Genomic DNA, 18486 nt, shown 5'->3' with positions numbered 1-18486 from the left:
TGACCGACGAATGAACCTCGACGAGCTGCGATCCGTACAGGCGAAGGAGCGTCGGAAGGACAGCCTCCAGCACCTGCGGGACTCCTTTTATGACGACGTCGCCGCGTACATCTCGGATCTCCGTGCGGCCCGCGATCGTCGCGCCGCCGCGGTCGACAAGCCGTTCTCCGACGACGACGTCCGGCGCATGTCCGACGAGATCGAGACCGCCGAGGAGGTCGCGGAGGCGCTGTACGAGCGCCGCGTCGGGAAGGTCGTCAAGCTGGCCTCGTTCGCCGCCGCCGACATGCCCGTCGAGACGGAGGGACTGACCACGCAGGAGCGGGACCTGTTCGACGACCTCGTCGATCGGATCGGCGAGAACAAATCCACCGTCCTCGACGCACTCGCCGGCGAGACCACGCCGACGACCGCGTCCGTCGGAGCCGGGGACGACTCGCGGACAGCGACCGATGTCGTGGCCGATCCCGCCACGGAGAGCGGCACCGTGGACTCGCCCGATACCTCTGGACCCGCTACTGCCCCTTCCCCCACCGACGGCGCATCGGATCGGACCGACGACCCCGAGCCAGTGGCCACCGACGATGCTGACGGCTCGGGCGGCGACGGTGCTCTCGCGAGCGCGATGGGCAACACCGAATCGGACTCGTCACCGGACGAACCGAGCACATCGATCGACGACTCGGCCGAACCGACGCCCGTGGACCCCGAACCCGCCCCGCCCGGCGCACCCGGGGTGAGCGACGGTGGCCGGATCGCGGAGAGGGAGGACGGAGCGGAAGCGGGAGACATGGTCCCCGACGAGGAGACGGAGCGAACGACGGTCCGGATCACCCGAGACGTGGGCTCGATCCTCGGGGTTGACGAACGGGAGTACGACCTCGCCACCGAGGACGTCGTCACGCTGCCGGCGGCGAACGCGGACCCGCTCGTGCAACGCGACGCTGCCGAGCGGATCGACTGAGAGACCGATCGACAGGCTCCGTTGCGGATCAGCTCGACGGGGGCTCCTCCGGGACGACGTGGACGTCTTCGCCGTCTTTGAACGCCAGCACGGAGTCGTCCTCGTCGTCGAAGAAGTCGGGTTTCGGGACCGTTTTCGCCTCGTACGTCTCCGGATCGAGCAGCTGGACCGCGTTCTCGTCTTCGACGGTGACCACGGTGGTTTCGCTCGCGTCAGCGTGCGTGCCCAACCGGGCGGCGTCGGGCGCGTCGCCCTCGTCGAACGACGACGAGTACTCCTCGCCCGTGGCGAGTCGGATCCCCTGGAGGCGACCGGACACACCCGTCACGAGGACCGGACCGTCACCGTCCTCGGGATCGATTATCTCCCCGGGAGCGTACCGGGGGAGCCGTACCGCGAAGGTGACGCGGTACACCTCGTTGCCGTCGCCGTCCTCGGTGACGAGCGTCGGATACGACTCGAAGCTCCCGCCGAGTTCGTCGGTGAGCCGGGTCGCGACGTTCTGAGCGAGGCGGTTCGAGGAGAGCTTCACGTCCGGGCCGTCGTCGGTCTCGTTTATCTCCGTGATGAACGCCTCGCGGTCGCCGCCCCGTTCCTGTTCGGCGACGTACGACTCCGCGATCTCCAGGGCCCGCGCGCGCTCCTCGGCCGTGAGCTCGCGGTCGTCCGTGCGGACCTGTACGACGCCCGCGTAGTACCCGCCCGCGATCCGCCCGCAGCGGTCGCAGGTCCCGCGAGACACCTTGACCGGGACGGTGACGTCCGCCGATCGAAGGGTGCCACGGACGACGCCCGAAAAGCGGCAGTGCATCCGGATCGTGTTCTCGTCGACCTGCTCGGGGTCGACGCTCCACTCGACGTCCTCGGCGTCGACGTGGACGCCGAGCGCCGACGCGACCTCGTCGACGGCGACCTCGGTGTAGTCGCGCGCGCCGACGTCGCGCCAGGAGTCCCCCCGGTGGACCGCGCCGCAGCCCGAACAGACCAGCACTTCGATCCGTTCCGGGGCGTCGACCAGCTCGAAGTCCTCGAAATAACAGTCGTCACACAGCAACGCGTCCCGGCCCCGCGGATCTCCGGGCAACGGCTCGCGTCGCTCCGGGACCGCGTCGCCACATCGGGGACAGAAATCGCGCGACTCGCTCATGTCCCGTCGGTACGCCGTTGAACCGTTTAAAAAGAGCGAACCGCTTGTGACGGTGAGCGACGGATCGAGGCGGCGGGGGTCGCGTCGTCGGGCACGGATGGCTCCGAAATCGTTTTTCGCTCGGGCCGAGAAGGGCACCGTATGAGCGAGAACCCTGACGACGAACGGCTCGAGGAACTGCGCGAAAAGAAGATGCAGGAGCTGCAGGACCGCACACAGGAGGGCGGCGACGCCGAGGCCCAACAGGAGGCCCAGGAGCGTGCCGAGGCCCAACAGGAGGCGGTGCTCAAACAGCATCTCACCGACGGGGCGCGCCAGCGTCTCAACGCGGTCGAGATGTCGAAGCCGCAGTTCGCAAAGCAGGTGAAACAGCAGGTCGCCGCGCTCGCCCAGAGCGGTCGCGTGCAGGGGCGGATCGACGAAGCGCAGATGCGCGACCTGCTCAAGGAGCTTCAGCCCGAGCAGAAGAGCTTCGACATCCGCCGCCGGTAGATGGAGCTCGCGCTTCTGTACAGCGGCGGGAAGGACTCCTCGCTCGCGGCGCTCCTGCTGGATCGCTTTTACGACGTTCGGTGCGTGACCGGTAGCTTCGGGCTCACCGACGACTGGGAACACGCCGAACGTGCGGCGACCGCCCTCGGCTTCCCGTTCGATCGGGTCGAACTCGACCGCGCCGTCGCCGAGGAGGCCGCCGAGACGATGCTCGCCGACGGCTACCCGCGAAACGGGATCCAGCGCGTCCACGAGCACGCGCTGGAGTCGATCGCCGAACTCGACGTCGACGCGGTCGCGGACGGAACCCGACGCGACGATCGCGTGCCGACGGTCTCACGAGCGCAGGCGCAGAGCCTCGAGGACCGCCACGGGGTCGATTACATCTCGCCGCTCTCGGGATTCGGCCGCCACGCGGTCGATCGCCTCGTGGAGGCGACGTTCGAGGTCGAACAGGGACCGAGCGAGGAGATACCTAAAGCCGACTACGAGGGTGAGATCCGTGCACTGATCGCCGAGACGCACGACGAGTCGGCGGTCGCCGCGGTGTTTCCCGACCACGACCAGACGTACGTCCACGGCCGGAACGATTGAGCCGTCTACGGCCGGGACGATCGAGCCGTCTACGGCCGGGACGATTGAGCCGTCTACGGCCGGGACGATCGAGCCGTCTACGGCCGGGACGATTGAGCCGTCCACGGCCGGAACGAGACGGTTTATCGACGCCGACCACGGTGGTTCCGCGTTCGTCAATTCTTATCCCCGTCGGGGAACTACCGAACGTATGACTGACTGGCGTGCGGTCGGATACGGGTTCGTCGTGATGGTGATAGCCGGACTGTTGGCGACGTTCGCTCCCGTGATCGGTCACATCGGTGCCGGCCTGATCGGCGGGTTCGTCGCCGGCTACGTCGCCGGCGGCGGGCTGCTCTCCGGAACGTGGCACGGCCTGCTCGCCGGCTCGGTGAGCGGGATCGTCGTCACCCTCATACTCGCCGCGTTCGGGGGGCTCGTCGGGCTCGTCGGCGGACCGCTCGGCGGGCTGTTCGGTAGCGCCGGGATCCTCGTCGTCGGGCTGTTCCTCACGCTCCTGTTCGCGATCGACTCCGCACTGGCGGGTGCGATCGGCGGCGTCCTCGGCGACTGACGGCCCTCGTCACGACGGTTTGAGGGGAGTCCCTGACGACGGTCCCGTCGAGACCGGAGCGACGGGCCCCGTCGTCGATCGCGTCCCGAAGCCAAAGGAATGGTTTCAAGCGGCCCCTCGCCGAAGCCGCGTTCATGTACGACGGACTCAAAGGGTTCCGAGATTTCTATCCCGGAGAGCAGTCAGCACGCCGCGAGGTGACGGACGCGATCGAGGGTGCGGCCGCACGCTACGGCTTCCGTGAGGTCGCGACCCCGGCGCTCGAACGCACGCAGATGTACGTCGACAAGTCCGGCGAGGAGATCGTCGACGAGCTGTACGCCTTCGAGGACAAGGGCGGCCGCGAGGTCTCGATGACGCCCGAGCTCACGCCGACGGTCGCCCGGATGGTCGTCGCGAAGGGCCAGGAGCTCTCGAAGCCGATCAAGTGGGTATCGACCCGCCCGTTCTGGCGCTACGAACAGGTCCAACAGGGCCGGTTCCGCGAGTTCTACCAGACGAACATCGACGTCTTCGGCTCGTCGGCCCCCGAGGCCGACGCCGAGGTGCTCGCGGTCGCCGCAGACGCGCTCACCGGTCTGGGACTCACCGGCGACGACTTCGAGTTCCGCGTCTCCCACCGGGACGTCCTCGGCGGGCTCGTCCGGGCGCTCGCGGACGACCCGGACGCGGTCGACACGGCCGACGCGATCCGCGCGGTCGACAAGCGTGCGAAGGTCGACGACGGCGAGTACTTCGGTCTCCTCTCGGACGCCGGCCTCGATCGCGAGGTCGCCCGCGAGTTCGACGACCTGATCACGGGCGTCGACGACGTGGACGACCTCGACGCCGTGGCCGAGGCGGGCGGCGAGGACGTCGAGGCCGCCGTCGAGAACCTCCGTGCAGTGCTCGCGGCAGCCGACGACTTCGGCGCGGGCGAGTTCTGTGACGTCTCGCTGACGACCGCACGCGGACTCGACTACTACACCGGCGTCGTCTTCGAGTGCTTCGACTCCACCGGCGAGGTGTCCCGTTCCGTGTTCGGCGGCGGCCGCTACGACGACCTCATCGAGAGCTTCGGGGGCCAGCCGACCCCGGCGGTCGGCGTCGCACCCGGCCACGCCACGCTCAAGCTGCTGTGTCAACGCGCCGGCGTCTGGCCCGACGAGGAGCTCTCGACGGACTACTACGTCCTCTCCGTCGGCGACACCCGCGCCGAGGCCGCCGCGGTCGCCCGCGAGCTCCGCGCGCTCGACGACGACGTGGTGGTCGAGAGCGACGTCTCCGGTCGCTCGTTCGGCGCGCAGCTCGGCTACGCCGACTCCATTAACGCCGGGACGGTCGTCGTCGTCGGCGAGCGCGACCTCGCGAACGGCGAGTACACGATCAAGGACATGGCGAGCGGCGACGAGACCACCGTTCCGGTCGAGGAGTTCCCGCCCGAGTCCGGACGGCCGACGTACGACGACTACGAGTAGCCGACGGACGGTTTGGTGGAATCCCCCGTCACTCCCAGTTCCAGCGGGCATGGAGCCGCCGGACCGACAGGTCGAGCCAGTAGCCGATGAAGCCGATCACCAGCATGACCGCGGGGATCTCGGCGTACGAGAACCGGTCGCGGGCGTCCAAGATGAGGTATCCGAGCCCGGTGTTGACGCCAAGCATCTCCGCGGGCACAAGGATGATCCAGAGGATCCCGATGGAGAGTCGGATCCCCGTGAGCATGTCCGGCACCACGGCGGGGACGACGACCCGACGAAGCACCGCCCGGGTGTCACCGCCGAGCGACTCGCCGACCCTGATCCAGTCGTCGTCGATCGTTGCGATCCCGTGAGCGGTGTTCAACACGATCGGCCAGAGTCCGGCCATGAACATCACGAACACCGCCGAGCGCGTCCCGACGCCGAAGACGATGATCGCGATGGGAAACCAGGCCAGCGGCGAGATCATCCGCATGAACTGGAAGAGGACGGTCGTCGCCCGCTCAGCAGCGCCGAAGTAGCCGACGACGACGCCGAACGGGAGACCGATCACGAGACACAGTCCGAGGGCGATCCCGAACCGATAGACGCTCACGAACACGTGGTCGTAGAAGTCGGGCGAGACCACGAGGTCAGCAAGGATCGAGAACGTCGCGGCCGGCGCGAAGTTCGTAATAACGCCGCTCCCGAACGCCGTTACCGCCCACCAGACGGCGAGGCCGCCGAGGAGTCCGACCGCCGGCAGCAGGCGGCCGGCGTCCTCGAGGGTCTTAGAACTGTATAGTCTCCTGTCTCTCGTAGCCATCGTTCTCCGGGATATCGAACGCCGGCGGGCCGCCGGCTCCTTCCAGCGCTGTGCGAACGGGATCGTACGCGACGAGGTCGTCGGCGACCTCCGCGGGATCGAGGTCATCGAGGAACGTGTCCGCGCCCTCGACGCGGGTGTCCCGCATGCGGCGCACCAGCTCTTCCGTGTACGACGGGTACGGGTACGGATAGAAGCCGATACGGTCGATTCCCCACTCCGGGTTGCGTATCGCGCCGCTTTTGAGGTACTCGTCGTGGTCGTCGTAGTGAGTAAGCGCGCGATCGATCGGCTCAGGTCCCTGGGGGAGCAGCCCGCTCCCCTCGGAGGAGAGCAGCTCGGCGGCCTCGGAGCGATTCTCACGGAGGTACCGCTGTGCGTCGACGAGTCCGCGCATCACGTCGGTCGTCCACTCCGGCTGCGCCTCGACGAGCTCCTCGCGCATGACGACGACACAGCAGGCGTGTTCGCGCCATACGTCGCCCGTGAACCGGAGGATCTTCCCGTCCGCGTCGAGCTCGCCGATCGCGTTGAACGGCTCGGCGACGATGTACCCCTCGATGGAGCCGTTGTCGAGCGCCGCGGGCATGTCGGGCGGTGGGGTCACGACGAGGTTCACCTCGTCGTCGGCGACCGTGTCCGCCGAGGCGTCCGTTCTGGGGGTGAGTCCGTGTTCTCTGAGCCCCATCTGGAGGATGACGTTGTGGATCGAATACCAGAACGGCACCGCGACAGTGCCGCCGCCGAGGTCCTCCCACGCGTCGATCTCCGGCTGGACCGTCAACGCCGAGCCGTCCGTGTGATCCCACGCGACGACCTGCGCGTCGGCGTTCAGATCGTCGCCGTAGCGCATCCACACGGTCATCGGCATGAGGAAGTGGGCGACGTTAACGTTTCCCGACAGGAACGCCTCGGCCAGATCCGACCAGCCACGGAACAGCGTCGGCTCCGCGGCGTCGACGCCGTGGTCGGCGAAGTGGTCGTTCGCGTAGCCCGTCAATAGGGGTGCCGCGTCGGTGATGGGTAAGTAGCCGATCTCGGCGGTCGGTGGTCCGTCGTCATCGCCGAGACACCCGGCAGTCGTGCCGAGGCCGGCGGCCGCCAGCGAGGCGAGCCCCGATTCCTTCATGAACTCGCGCCGTGAGAGTCCGCGGGTTCTGGCCGTCTCGGAGGGGTCACGCCAGCCGACTCCGCCGACCAGTTCGCGTGCACGCTCGGCGACGGCGGGATCGACGTCTCCGTCCTCGTGTGTCGTCTCGTGCGTGTGGTATTCGTATCCGTCTCTCATTACAAACCGACCTCTTTTAGATGGTCGAACAGCACCGCGCGCTCGTCAAGGAACGTCTCGTTGTCACGCGAGCGCGTCTCGCTCGCGATAGACTCGACGTGACAGATCCCGTCGGGGATGGTCCCCATGACGGCGACCCGGTCACCGAGATACACCGCTTCGTCGATGTCGTGCGTGACGAACACCGCCGTCACGCCCAGCTCTTCGACGATCCGCAACAGTTCGTCCTGCAGCTGCATCTTCGTCAGCTGGTCGAGCGCGGAGAAGGGCTCGTCGAGCAGCAACACTTTGGGGTCGTTCGCGAGCGTCCGAGCGAGCGATGTGCGCTGTGCCATCCCCCCGGAGAGGCTCTGCGTGTCGGCGTCCGCGAAGCCGTCGAGTCCGACCAGTTCGATGAGCGCTGCGACGTGCTCGTCGTCCGGCTCCGATCCGCGGAGTCGTGGCCCGATCTCGACGTTCTCACGGACGGACAGCCACGGGTACAGCAAGGGGTCCTGAAACACGACTCCCCAACGGTAATCGGGACCAGTGACCGGCTCGCCGCCGATCTCGATGCGGCCGTCGCTCGGTGCTTCGAGCCCCGCCAGCAGGTGGAGCAGCGTCGTCTTTCCACAACCGGACGGGCCGAGCAGACAGACCACCTCGCCGGGCTCGACCGTGAGATCGAGGCCCTCAAAGACGAGCGTCTCGTCGTATCGCTTCGTGAGGTCTCGGGCCTCGATCCCGGCGACGTCCGTCGAATAGCTGGGAGGGGCAGACGACGCGTCGCCGACCGTCGAACGGGCCGTTCCCGAAGCGGGAGTTACGTCGGTCTCGTCGGTCTCACTGGGGGACTCGAGCGACATCGATCAGTCGGCCGTCGTTTCGACCTCGTCCTCGGCGGGGATGACCTCGTCCTCGTCGAGTTCTTCGGCGGTACCGATATCGGCGTCGTCCGAGACGAACCCCTTGTCGCGCATCCACTCGGTGGTTGCGCCGATCCGATCCTCGTCGGGCGCACGGACGGGGAGGAACTCGCGCAGTTCGAACTCCTCGTGGAGGCGCTCGAAATTCACGTCGCCGAACGCGTCACCGTCCGCAGCCTCCGACTCGAGCAGCTCGACGTACCGGTCGGTGAACCCCTCGAGATCGTCGTTGATGTCGGCGACGGCACGATTAAGCGCCGTGAGGAACCCCTCCAACTGCTCGGGGTCCGGCTGTTCACGCGTCGTGATAGCCGCGCGGCACGGCCCGTCGAACACCTCCTTCAGCTCCTCGTCGTATCGACCGAGCGTGACGAACGGTTCCAACACCGCAATGGAGTCTACCTCGCCGGCCTTGACCGCCTCGAAGCGCTCCTCCGCGGAGCCAACGTGTTCCAGGACGATCTCGTCGTCGTCGAACCCTTCGTTTTCGAGCATCTCTCGCATCGAGTAGAAGGAGGTAGCGTACTTGTTGATCCCAACCGATCGACCTCGCAGGTCGTCGATCGTCTCGGCGTCGTTAGCGGCGTCGACGAACACGACGCGGTCCCACTCGCTGTACGATCCGACGATGTCGCGGTCGGTCTCCGAGACCTCTTGGATCGCGTTCCACTCGCAGACGCCGTGCGTGCCGCCGTCCTCGTCCATGTCGTCCCACCAGTCGGCGTCGAAGGCGTTCTCGCCGTCGAACTCCTGCGTGCCCGGCGCGAAGTACGAGAGGTCCGCGTCGACTCCCTCATCCTCGAAGTACCCGTTCTCCTCGGCGACGTCCTGCACGAGCTTCCACGTGAAATATTCGTGCGAGACATTTAGATCTGACATCGAATACCTCTTGGTTTTATTGTAGTGTATAAACTCGGAAACCGACAAGGATGAGCGGTGAAACCGCGTTCGCGCAAGTATTGCGATAGCCGAACGAGTTCGGTCGTCCGTTCGTTCACCGAATCGTCGGTTTTCGACCCTTTCGCCCATCCGAGGGGGGACGGACGGTCCCCGTTACGGTCACCAGCGTCCGGGATAGCCACAATATTTGTTCGTTTCTCCGGTGTTCGCGAGATCCGACGTCTCAGGCTCGCTCGATGCGATCGAGCAGTATCTCCGTCGCATCAGCGTCGAACCGCATCGGCCGCCGCCACCACGGCCCCTTCCCGGAGTCCGACGACAGCGACGTCACGAGTCGGTTCGCGTCCGCGCCCGCCTCGGGCGTACTTAAGGGAACGACGCGCTCGAACGCCCCCGACTCCTCCCGGTCGCCCGCGACGACGACGCGCGCGTCGAACGGGTCGCGTTTCAGGTGAGCGTTGGTCGAGGCGAGGTCGGCCGCGACGGCGCGGTCGGGCTCCGAGACGGTCCGTGCGACGCGGAGCCCCGCGAACAGGTACGCGCCCCAGTCGGGAGCGAGGTCGTCGTCGACGTCGACACCGCGCTCGCGGAGCCAGCCTCCGTCCCGGTCGTCGGCACCGCCGTCCCCGACGGTCGCCTCACCCGGCCCCGTCCAGTCGGCCGGGCGGAGCGTGAGCGTGGCGTAAAAGAGGAGCCAGTCGCCCGGCGACAGCTCCCCGATCGGGCCGGCCTTGATCCCGTACGGGTCGCCGTAGCTCGCGCGGTCCCGACCGTGAACGTCCGGGAACTCCGGATCCATGTGAGTCGGCGTCTCGCGCAGGTCGGCCGGCACCCTGAACGGGAGATCGAGGTCGGCGTAGGTCGGAAGCGGCTCGTCGACGGGGAACCGCTCGCGCGGGAGCGTCGCCGTCGACTCGGGGATCGGGACGTACGCGAACGATCCGTCGGGATAGACGGGGCCTCGGAACCCGGGTTCGTTCGTGTTGGCGGCGACGTTGACGGCGACGGCGCGAGGGTCCGGCATGAAGGATGGCGAGGCGGGTCAGTCCGCCGTCGTGGCGGTCGCGCCGTGGTCGATCTCCGTGCCGAGCAGGTCGAGCACGCCCGCGGTCGTCGGGCTTCGCCCGACTGCCAGAGGCGCGTAGCGCCTCGCTGCCGCGAGGATCTCCGGACCGTGGCAGATCGACGCGACGGGCTTGTCCGCCTCGAAGAAGTGGCGCACCGCGTCGAGCACGACGTCGTACCCGCGGAGGTACTCGGGGGCGCGTCCGCCCGGGACGACCAGCGCGTCGTACTCCGCCGGGTCCACCTCGTCGAACCCGTGAGTGAGTGCGAAGTCGTGTCCGCGGGTTTCGAGGTACGTCTGGTCGCCACGGAAGTCGTGGATCGCGGTCTTGACGCTGTCACCGTCGTCCTTCTCGGGACAGACGGCGTGGACCTCGTGGCCGACCGCCTGGAGCGCCTGAAACGGGACCATGATCTCGTAGTCCTCGCCGAAGTCACCGACGATCATCAGTATTCGGTTTCCTGTCATATTTATAACACTCTACGTTACGCACGTACTATGGCCACATAACGATGCTGGTGAGTGGTACCCCGCCATACGCCGTCCGGAGAGACGCGAGCGTCGATCCGCCGCCGACAATGAATCCCGTCGACGGCACTTATAATCAATGAATGCGGTGGCGCGCCCGCTCGCGCCCTTATAAGGGCGCGAGCGGAGCGCGAGGGACGCGGTGAGCGCTCGGAGAGCGCGAACCGCGAGGCTGGGGAGGCGTGAGGTGCGGGGCTGTGCGGTGCGGGACCGTACGGGACGAGGTCGTGCGGTGCGGGACCGTACGGGACGAGGTCGTGCGGTGTCGGGCGGTGCCAGACGAAGGTTTGGGGGCTCATCGCCGACGCAGTGGTTTATAAGTGCGACTGAAGCCGCAGCGGCTATTTCGGCGGCGTGAGGTCACGCCCGAACTCGTCGAACCGATCGAGGTCGTCGGGGAGGTCGTATTCGATCTCGCGTTCGTCCTGCCTGTTCGGCAGTCGACCGTCCTCTACGTCCGCCGCTTCGGACTCCCAGCCGGGTTTCACGCGGACGCTTCGAGCGGGGGTACCGACGACGACGTGGTGATCCGGCACGTCGCCTTGCACGACCGCGCGCGCACCGACGACGCTGTTCTCGCCGATCCGGCAGCCGGCTCGCACCATCGCGTCGTAGGTGACGCGGGCGTCGTCGCCGATCGCCGTATGGAAGTTCCGAACCGCCGTTTGGTCGACGACGTCGTGGTCGTGGCTGTACACGTGGACGCCGTCGGAGATCGATGCGCGGTCGCCGATCGTCAGCTTCCCGCGGTCGTCGAGGTGAACGTCGTCGTGGATCACGACGTTGTCGCCGATCTCGATGTTGTGTCCGTAGGTGACCGATATTCCCTTGAAAAAGCGGCAGCCGTCGCCGCACTCCGCGAACAGGTGCCTCCCGAGCATCCGGCGGAACCGCAGCGCGAACTCGACGTTGTCGGCCATCGGCGTGGCGTCGAACTGTCGCCAGAGCCACTGGAGGTGTTTCGACTCTCGGAACCGCTCTTCGTCCTTCTCCGCGTAGTACTCCGACTCCAGCGTCGCGTTACAGGGGTCGTATCCCTGGAGCCGGACGCGCTCGGCCTTCGAGACGGACGCTCCGTCCTGCCACGCCTCCCACGCCTCGCGGTCGCCGAACAGGTCGATCAGCGTGTCCCGTACGACCTCGCAGGTGTCCTCGTCCGAGGAGAGGCGGTCGTCCACCTCGGCGATGAACCCTCGGACTCCGGCCTCCGCGCCGTCGGGGAGGGACACGTGTCGCTTCGTCATCACCCCCCGTTTGACGCCATCACTCAAAGGGGTTCGGTTGTGCGTCGTCCTCGGACTCCGACGTGCGTTTATATATGGCCTCGTGATCCCGGAGTGAAAGAGCGACCGCATCCGCTAAGTGCCCCGATCCCCAAATCGGGGTATGCACTACCGAGAACTCGGTTCCTCCGGCGTCGAGGTGTCGGAGATCGGCTTCGGCGCGTGGGTCGTCGGCACGGACTGGTGGGGCGACCGCTCCGAGGAGCAGGCGGTCGGGATGGTCGAGGACGCGCTCGACGCGGGCGTCACCTACATCGACACCGGCGACGTGTACGGCCACGGCGACAGCGAGTCGATCGTCGGCAAGGCGATCGACGGCCGCCGCGACGAGGTGACGCTCGCGACGAAGATCGGCTACGACTTCTATGACAACCCGCAGGCCGGCCACGGTGAGCTCCCCAAGGAGCTCGACCGCGAGTACCTCGAAACCGCCTTCCAACGCTCCCTCGAACGGCTCGACACCGACTACGTCGATCTGCTCCAGTTGCACAACGCGAACGTCGACGAGGTGACCCCCGAGGTTCGTGACCTGCTTCGCGAGTGGAAGGCCGACGGTCGAGTCCGCGCGCTGGGGTGGGCGCTCGGCCCCTCGATCGGCTGGCTCGCCGAGGGCGACGCCGCCGTCGAGTACGAGGAGTTCGACGCCGTCCAGACCGTGTTCAACCTGTTCGAGCAGGAGCCCGGCCGCCACTTCGTCGACACGATCCGCGAGACGGGCTCGGACACCTCCGTCATCGCCCGCGTTCCGCACTCCTCGGGGCTGCTCAACGAGCAGGTGACGCCCGATACCGTGTTGGAAGACGGCGACCACCGCTCGCACCGTCCGCAGGAGTGGTACGAGACGGGTTGGGAGAAGGTCGAGGCGATCCGGTTCCTCGAGGAGCCGGACCACGCCGACGGGACCCGCACGCTCAGTCAAGCGTCGATCCGCTGGCTGCTCGCGCACGACGAGGTCGCCTCCGTGACGCCGACGTTCCGCAACGGCGACGACATCGCGGAGTGGAGCGCCGCGAGCGACGTCCCGCCGCTGTCGGACGCCGAGTACGACCGCCTGGAGGAGCTGTACGCACGCAACTTCGATATCGACGGCGACGACGGGATGGACGCGCTTCGCACCTCCGTCGACGGCGAGGACATCGAGGCCGCGGGCCTCGACAAGCGCGCCGCGTCGTACTGAACGCGTCTCACGGACTCGACCGTGAACGCATCTCACGGACTCGACCGACCCCGGTTCTTCTCGTCGAAACCGCACCACTCGACGGCCGTTCGATGCTGGCGAACCACGTTCACTCCGGTCCCGCCGCTACGAACGATCGGACGTGGTGGCTCGGTGGAAACCCGTCATCACAAGGGGCTCAGTGGGGGTAACTGAATCGTCACGGCCACCACGTGCTGAGATTGCGGGCTGAGGGTTATAAAGCGTGTGAGACGTGTGCGTTTCTCCGATGCTGATGACTCCGGCCTCGTACTCTCCGATGCTGATGACTCCGGCCTCGTGCTGTCGCGTGGGAATGCGCCCGACAGTACGACACAGCTACCGGGAGGCGGCACGACCGGACGTTCCACGTTGCGTTGCGGCGGAGTATTTTATTCGCTCGCACCGAAGGGACGGTATGTCCCTTGTGAGCACACTGGAGGACGACCCCGAGGCGATCGTCTCGATCATCGAGCACACGGACGTCGACCCGACGTCGACCGAAGCCGAGATCCGTGACCTGTGTGCGGAGGTCCTCGAGTACGGCTTTCGTTCAGCCGTCGTCGTTCCGTATCACGCGGAACTCGCGCACGAACTCCTCTCCGGACGCGCGAACGTCGTCGCCGTCGTCGGGTTCCCGTACGGCATACAGAACTCGCGAGCGAAACGCGAGGAGGTCGAGGCGCTCCTCGATCACGTCGACGAGCTCGACATGGTGATGAACCGAACCGCGTTCGCGAACGGGGACGACGAGCTCGTCGTCGACGACGTCGAGGCGGTGAAGGACGCAGCCGGCGAGAAACCGTTGAAGTGTATCATCGAATCGCCGGCGTTGAGCCCGTCGGAGATACGACGAGCCGCCGAGCTCGTCGAACGAGGCGGTGCCGACATCGTCAAGACCGCCGTCGGCTACGACGGCCCGACGGATCCCGCGGAGGTGGAGGCGATCCGGAGCGGCGTCGGTTCGGACACCGGGATCAAGGCGTCGGGCGGAATCGACACCTTCGAGGAGGCCTTCGAGATGGTAACGGCGGGAGCGACCCGCATCGGGGCCTCCTCCGGGGTCGAGATCTACGAATCGATACGATAACGCTAAACATACTGGTACGAACGAATACCCGTCCGGTCAGCGTTCGATCGGTATGGTCTCACCTCCGCGTCGTCAGGCGCATCGGATCGCCGCCCTCGTGCTCGTCGCTGTCGTCGCGCTCCCGCTCGTGACGGGCGTCGGTGCCGCACAGTCGGTTCAGGGAGCGTCCGGGGCGATCGTCGTCGAGGACGGTCAGACCGTCGACGGGATCGACGGCGTCGCAGGTACGATCGTCGTCCGGGGGACGGTCGCCGGCGACCTGTCCGGCGCGGCCGGATCGATCCGGATCGCCGAGACCGGTCGCGTCGACGGGACCGTCGAGGGAGCCGCCGGGACCGTCATCGTTGACGGGACCGTCGAGGGCGACGTCAGGGTCGGGGCCGGATCGTTCGAGCTGACGGATACGGGCCACATCGGCGGCTCGCTCGTCGTCGGCGCTGGCGCGGTCACCATCGACGGGGTAGTCGGGGGAGACGTTCGTGCGGCCGGCGAATCGGTCGTTCTCGGGCCGAACGCAGACGTCGGCGGCGAGTTTCGGTACGACGCCAGAGAGCTCACCCGCAGCCCCGATGCGAGCGTCGCGGGTGGCGTCGTGGCGGATTCGGATCTCCGCGGGGGCACCGGTCTCGGCTTCGGTACGGACGTCATCCCGTGGTGGCTCGGAACCGTGTACGCTCTCGCCGCCAACCTCGTGCTCGGCGGATTCCTCATCGCCGTCTTTCCCCGGTTCTCTCGTGACGTGGCCACACGGGTCCGGGCCGACCCGCTCGTCAGCGGCGGCGTCGGGTTCGCGACACTGATCGGCGTTCCGATCGCGCTCGCTCTCGTGGCGGTTACGATCGTCGGGATCCCGCTCGCGCTCGCTGGGATCGTCGCGTACGTCGCCGCGCTCTGGATCGCGTCCGTCTACGGGAAATACGCCGTGGGGACGTGGGCGCTCGGCCTGGCGGGCTGGGAGAACCGTTGGGTCGCGCTCGTCGTCGGACTCGTCGGATTCACGCTTCTCGGACTGGTCCCCTTTTTGGGCGGCGTTCTCGAGTTCCTCGCGTTGCTGCTGGGGCTTGGCGCGTTCGGAATCGGACTGTACGATCGGTATCGGCGGCGGCCGACGCGGAAAGACAGTCCCGTCGGGGAGAGCGTTTAAACGGGAAGGGTGTACAAACGGGAAGGGTGTACAAACGGGAAGGGTGTACAAACGGGAAGGGTGTACAAACGGGAAGGGTGTACAAACGGGAAGGGTGTACAAACGGGGAGCGCGTTTAAATGACGTCGATGGAGGCGGAGTCGTCGTCGCGGTCGAACTCGATCTCGAGGACGCCGTTGTTGAACGTCGCGCTTCCGGAGTGTTCGTCAACCGGCGCGGGGAGTTCGACGGTCTCGTCGTACTCGCGCCGGTCGGACGCCGCGGAGATGGTGAGCGACTCGCCGTCACACTGCACGGAGAGCTGCTCTTTCGAGACGGCCGGGAGGTCGGCGACGAGTCGGACGGTGTCCTCGGTCGTGTACGCGTCGACGTGCGTCTCCGAGCCGAACCCGGCGTCGTCGCTCGTTGGCTGACCACTCGCCATCTCGTTCATCATCCGTTCGATCTCCTCGAAGAACTCTCCGAACGGATCGTCACGGTCGTCTCTGTCCATGCCCGACGTGATGACCGTCACCCCGATAAGCCTTCTGTCCATCCGCGTATTCGCCGAGAACCGACCACGGCCGTTCGCCGAGAACCGACGGCGGATCCATCGAGACGCGACGTTCCGGTCGAACGCTCCCGATCGATCGACCGAGTCGTCTCGGTCGAATTTAAGTATCTGGCGCACCCTTATTCGGATATGAGTAAATCGTATCTCTCGGCGGGCGACGACGTCCCGGACGACGAGGTCGTGCGTGTGGGACTCAACGGGTTCGGTCGCATCGGCCGAAACGTGTTGCGTGCGACGTTGGAGAACCCTCGCATCGAACTGGCCGGGATCAACGACGTCATGGACTTCGACGACATGGCGTACCTCGCGAAGTACGACACCGTTATGGGTCGTCTCGAGGGTATCGAGCGTGCGGACGAATCGCTGACGATCGGCGGCACGTCGGTTCCGCTTTTCAACGTGCAGGACCCGGCGGACCTCCCGTGGGACGAGCTCGACATCGACGTCGCGCTCGAGTGTACCGGTGTGTTCCGAACGAAGGACGACGCGAGCGCGCACCTCGACGGCGGCGCGGAGACGGTCGTCATCTCCGCACCCCCGAAGGGCGAACAGCCCGTCAAGCAGCTCGTATACGGCGTCAACCACGACGAGTACGACGGCGAGGACGTGATCTCGAACGCCTCCTGTACGACGAACTCCATTACGCCCGTCGCAAAGGTGCTCGACGAGGAATTCGGCATCGACGCCGGAACCCTGACCACGATTCACGCGTACACGGGCTCGCAGGCCCTCATCGACGGTCCGAAGGCGAAGACCCGTCGCGGGCGCGCGGCCGCCGAGAACATCGTTCCGACCTCCACGGGTGCGGCCGGCGCAGCCACGAAGATCCTCCCGCAGCTCGAGGGAAAGATCGACGGGATGGCGGTGCGCGTTCCGGTTCCGAACGGTTCGATCACCGAGTTCGTCGTCAGTCTCGACGAGGAAGTCACCGCGGAGGCCGTCAACGCGGCGTTCCGCGACGCCGCCGATGCCGGCCCGCTCGCGGGCGTGTTGGGCTACACGGACGACGAGGTCGTCTCCAGCGACATCGTCGGGCTCCCCTTCTCCTCGTACGTCGACCTGCAGTCGACGAACGTCGTCGCCGGCGGGAAGCTCCTGAAGATCCTCACCTGGTACGACAACGAGTACGGCTTCTCGAACCGGATGCTCGACATGGCGACGTACGTCACCGACGAGTCGTAGACCCCCGAGACGCGCCTCGGTCGAAAACCACGGCCACGGCCGACGCGGTCGGCCGAACCGCCCACCCATAAATACCTGCCAACCGATTCTCGATCCATGCCACCGTTCAGAACCCTCGACGATCTGCCCGCCGCCTCGCGAGTGCTCGTCCGCCTCGATCTCAACTCCCCGATCGAGGACGGAGCACCCCAGGACAACCGCCGATTCGACCGGCACGCGGGGACGGTCCGCGAGCTCGCGGAGGGGGGCCACCGCGTCGTGTGTCTGGCCCATCAGGGTCGCCCCGGACGCGACGACTTCACGTCCCTCGCGGGTCACGCCGAGATCCTCTCGAACCACATCGATCGCGACGTCGGGTTCGTCGCCGACACGTACGGTGACGAGGCCGTCGACGCCATCGAATCGCTCGAAGCCGGCGAGGTGCTCCTCCTGGAGAACACGCGGATGTGCGAGGACGAGCTCCCGGAGGCGGAGCCGGCCGAGAAGGCCGACACCGAGTTCGTTCGGACGCTCGCACCGTATTTCGACGCGTACGTCAACGACGCGTACTCGGCGGCTCACCGCAAACACGCCTCGCTCGTGGGGTTCCCGCTCGTGCTCCCCGCCTACGCGGGACGCGTCATGGAGACGGAGTACGAGGCCAACACCGCCATCGCCCGCACGGAGTTCGACGGCCCCGTCACGATGGTCGTCGGCGGGACGAAAGCGACCGACGTGATCGGCGTGATGGACGCCTTGGAGGGGGACGTCGACCGGTTCCTGCTCGGCGGTGTCGCCGGCGAGCTGTTCTTGCGCGCGGCGGGCCATCCCGTCGGCCACGACCTGGAGGGGATGGATCTGTTCGACGATCAGTGGGAGAAGAACCACGAACTCGTCGAGGATCTCCTCGCGGAGCGCGGCGAGGAGATCCACCTCGCGACGGATCTCGCATACGAGGACGCCGACGGCGACCGGGCCGAGCAGTTGGTCGACGACGTCGTCGAGAAGACGGACGCGTACCTCGACGTCGGCTCCGGAACCGTCGAGGCGTACGACCCACTTATCAGGGAGTCCGAGGCCGTGTTCGTGAAAGGTGCACTCGGCGTCTTCGAAGACGAGCGCTTCTCGATCGGGACGGTCGGTGTGCTCGAAGCGATCGCGGAAACGGACTGCTTTTCGGTCGTCGGGGGCGGTGACACCTCCCGAGCGATCGAGATGTACGGGCTGAGCGAGGGCGAGTTCTCGCACGTCTCCATCGCCGGCGGGGCGTACATCCGTGCACTGACGGGAGAGCCGCTGCCGGCGGTCGAACTGCTCGAAGCGGCCGCTGACGACTGAGCGTGCGGACTCCACATCCC

Annotated in this window: 19 protein-coding genes; 10 read left to right on the top strand and 9 right to left on the bottom strand. The window is 66.9% G+C overall.

Annotated elements, in window-relative coordinates; translation table 11 throughout:
* Positions 1 to 10 precede the first annotated feature (10 nt).
* Positions 11 to 964 carry a DNA replication complex subunit Gins51 gene (locus ACNSN7_RS04170; protein WP_418280886.1) on the top strand — a complete coding sequence of 318 codons (954 nt, stop codon included), beginning with the start codon at positions 11 to 13 and terminating at the stop codon, positions 962 to 964.
* Between the two features lie 28 nt (positions 965 to 992).
* On the opposite strand, the gene ACNSN7_RS04165 is transcribed toward ACNSN7_RS04170, so the two are convergent.
* Positions 993 to 2111, bottom strand: a complete 1119-nt coding sequence (locus ACNSN7_RS04165) for a 60S ribosomal export protein NMD3 (protein WP_418280884.1) — start codon at positions 2109 to 2111, stop codon at positions 993 to 995.
* Positions 2112 to 2252: 141 nt separating this feature from the next.
* Here ACNSN7_RS04165 and ACNSN7_RS04160 point away from each other — a divergent pair, with 141 nt between their 5' ends.
* The 4 genes from ACNSN7_RS04160 to hisS all read left to right on the top strand — a co-directional run bounded on the left by ACNSN7_RS04160 (position 2253) and on the right by hisS (position 5207).
* Positions 2253 to 2603: a DNA-binding protein gene (locus tag ACNSN7_RS04160; protein WP_418280883.1), complete on the top strand. Its 351-nt coding sequence runs from the start codon at positions 2253 to 2255 to the stop codon at positions 2601 to 2603.
* A complete protein-coding gene (locus ACNSN7_RS04155; protein WP_418280882.1) occupies positions 2604 to 3197 on the top strand; it encodes a DUF7411 family protein in 594 nt (197 codons plus the stop codon).
* Between the two features lie 190 nt (positions 3198 to 3387).
* Positions 3388 to 3750, top strand: a complete 363-nt coding sequence (locus ACNSN7_RS04150; protein ID WP_418280880.1) for a DUF5518 domain-containing protein — start codon at positions 3388 to 3390, stop codon at positions 3748 to 3750.
* Between the two features lie 134 nt (positions 3751 to 3884).
* Positions 3885 to 5207: a histidine--tRNA ligase gene (gene hisS / locus ACNSN7_RS04145; RefSeq protein WP_418280879.1), complete on the top strand. Its 1323-nt coding sequence runs from the start codon at positions 3885 to 3887 to the stop codon at positions 5205 to 5207.
* Between the two features lie 28 nt (positions 5208 to 5235).
* On the opposite strand, the gene ACNSN7_RS04140 is transcribed toward hisS, so the two are convergent.
* The 7 genes from ACNSN7_RS04140 to ACNSN7_RS04110 form a co-directional block, all read right to left on the bottom strand.
* On the bottom strand, positions 5236 to 6015 hold the full coding sequence (locus ACNSN7_RS04140; protein ID WP_418280878.1) for an ABC transporter permease: 780 nt from the start codon (positions 6013 to 6015) through the stop codon (positions 5236 to 5238).
* Positions 5981 to 7303 carry an ABC transporter substrate-binding protein gene (locus ACNSN7_RS04135; RefSeq protein ID WP_418280876.1) on the bottom strand — a complete coding sequence of 441 codons (1323 nt, stop codon included), beginning with the start codon at positions 7301 to 7303 and terminating at the stop codon, positions 5981 to 5983. Before ACNSN7_RS04135 ends, ACNSN7_RS04140 begins: the two co-directional genes overlap by 35 nt.
* On the bottom strand, positions 7303 to 8148 hold the full coding sequence (locus ACNSN7_RS04130; RefSeq protein WP_418280875.1) for an ABC transporter ATP-binding protein: 846 nt from the start codon (positions 8146 to 8148) through the stop codon (positions 7303 to 7305). The genes ACNSN7_RS04135 and ACNSN7_RS04130 overlap by 1 nt, the downstream gene beginning before the upstream one ends.
* A gap of 3 nt (positions 8149 to 8151) precedes the next feature.
* Positions 8152 to 9087 (bottom strand): ABC transporter substrate-binding protein, encoded by a 936-nt coding sequence (locus ACNSN7_RS04125; RefSeq protein WP_418280874.1) that lies wholly within the window; start codon positions 9085 to 9087, stop codon positions 8152 to 8154.
* Positions 9088 to 9331: 244 nt separating this feature from the next.
* Positions 9332 to 10132 carry an Nmad3 family putative nucleotide modification protein gene (locus ACNSN7_RS04120; RefSeq protein WP_418280872.1) on the bottom strand — a complete coding sequence of 267 codons (801 nt, stop codon included), beginning with the start codon at positions 10130 to 10132 and terminating at the stop codon, positions 9332 to 9334.
* Positions 10133 to 10150: 18 nt separating this feature from the next.
* Entirely contained in the window at positions 10151 to 10642 is a 492-nt protein-coding gene (locus ACNSN7_RS04115; protein ID WP_418280870.1) for a DJ-1/PfpI family protein, read from the bottom strand.
* A 401-nt stretch (positions 10643 to 11043) separates the two neighbouring features.
* Positions 11044 to 11946, bottom strand: coding sequence for an acyltransferase (locus ACNSN7_RS04110; protein ID WP_418280869.1), 903 nt, complete (start codon positions 11944 to 11946; stop codon positions 11044 to 11046).
* Between the two features lie 142 nt (positions 11947 to 12088).
* On the opposite strand from ACNSN7_RS04110, the gene ACNSN7_RS04105 reads away from it, so the two are divergent.
* The 3 genes from ACNSN7_RS04105 (at position 12089) to ACNSN7_RS04095 (ending at position 15414) form a co-directional block, all read left to right on the top strand.
* Positions 12089 to 13162 carry an aldo/keto reductase gene (locus ACNSN7_RS04105; RefSeq protein ID WP_418280867.1) on the top strand — a complete coding sequence of 358 codons (1074 nt, stop codon included), beginning with the start codon at positions 12089 to 12091 and terminating at the stop codon, positions 13160 to 13162.
* A gap of 436 nt (positions 13163 to 13598) precedes the next feature.
* Positions 13599 to 14270, top strand: a complete 672-nt coding sequence (deoC, locus tag ACNSN7_RS04100; RefSeq protein WP_418280865.1) for a deoxyribose-phosphate aldolase — start codon at positions 13599 to 13601, stop codon at positions 14268 to 14270.
* 52 nt (positions 14271 to 14322) lie between these two features.
* Complete coding sequence (locus ACNSN7_RS04095; RefSeq protein ID WP_418280864.1) at positions 14323 to 15414, top strand: bactofilin family protein; 1092 nt, start codon at positions 14323 to 14325, stop codon at positions 15412 to 15414.
* Between the two features lie 115 nt (positions 15415 to 15529).
* On the opposite strand, the gene ACNSN7_RS04090 is transcribed toward ACNSN7_RS04095, so the two are convergent.
* Positions 15530 to 15907: an Hsp20/alpha crystallin family protein gene (locus tag ACNSN7_RS04090; protein WP_418280863.1), complete on the bottom strand. Its 378-nt coding sequence runs from the start codon at positions 15905 to 15907 to the stop codon at positions 15530 to 15532.
* Between the two features lie 189 nt (positions 15908 to 16096).
* On the opposite strand from ACNSN7_RS04090, the gene gap reads away from it, so the two are divergent.
* Both gap and ACNSN7_RS04080 read left to right on the top strand, forming a co-directional pair.
* On the top strand, positions 16097 to 17149 hold the full coding sequence (gap, locus tag ACNSN7_RS04085) for a type I glyceraldehyde-3-phosphate dehydrogenase (RefSeq protein WP_418280862.1): 1053 nt from the start codon (positions 16097 to 16099) through the stop codon (positions 17147 to 17149).
* A 96-nt stretch (positions 17150 to 17245) separates the two neighbouring features.
* On the top strand, positions 17246 to 18466 hold the full coding sequence (locus ACNSN7_RS04080; protein ID WP_418280860.1) for a phosphoglycerate kinase: 1221 nt from the start codon (positions 17246 to 17248) through the stop codon (positions 18464 to 18466).
* The last annotated feature ends 20 nt before the right edge of the window (positions 18467 to 18486 follow it).

Origin of the sequence: Halorubrum rarum (assembly GCF_048380895.1) — an archaeon.
Taxonomy (GTDB): Archaea; Halobacteriota; Halobacteria; order Halobacteriales; family Haloferacaceae; genus Halorubrum.
The sequence above is the reverse complement of the archived record's forward strand: the minus strand, read 5'-3'. Positions and strand labels throughout refer to the sequence as shown.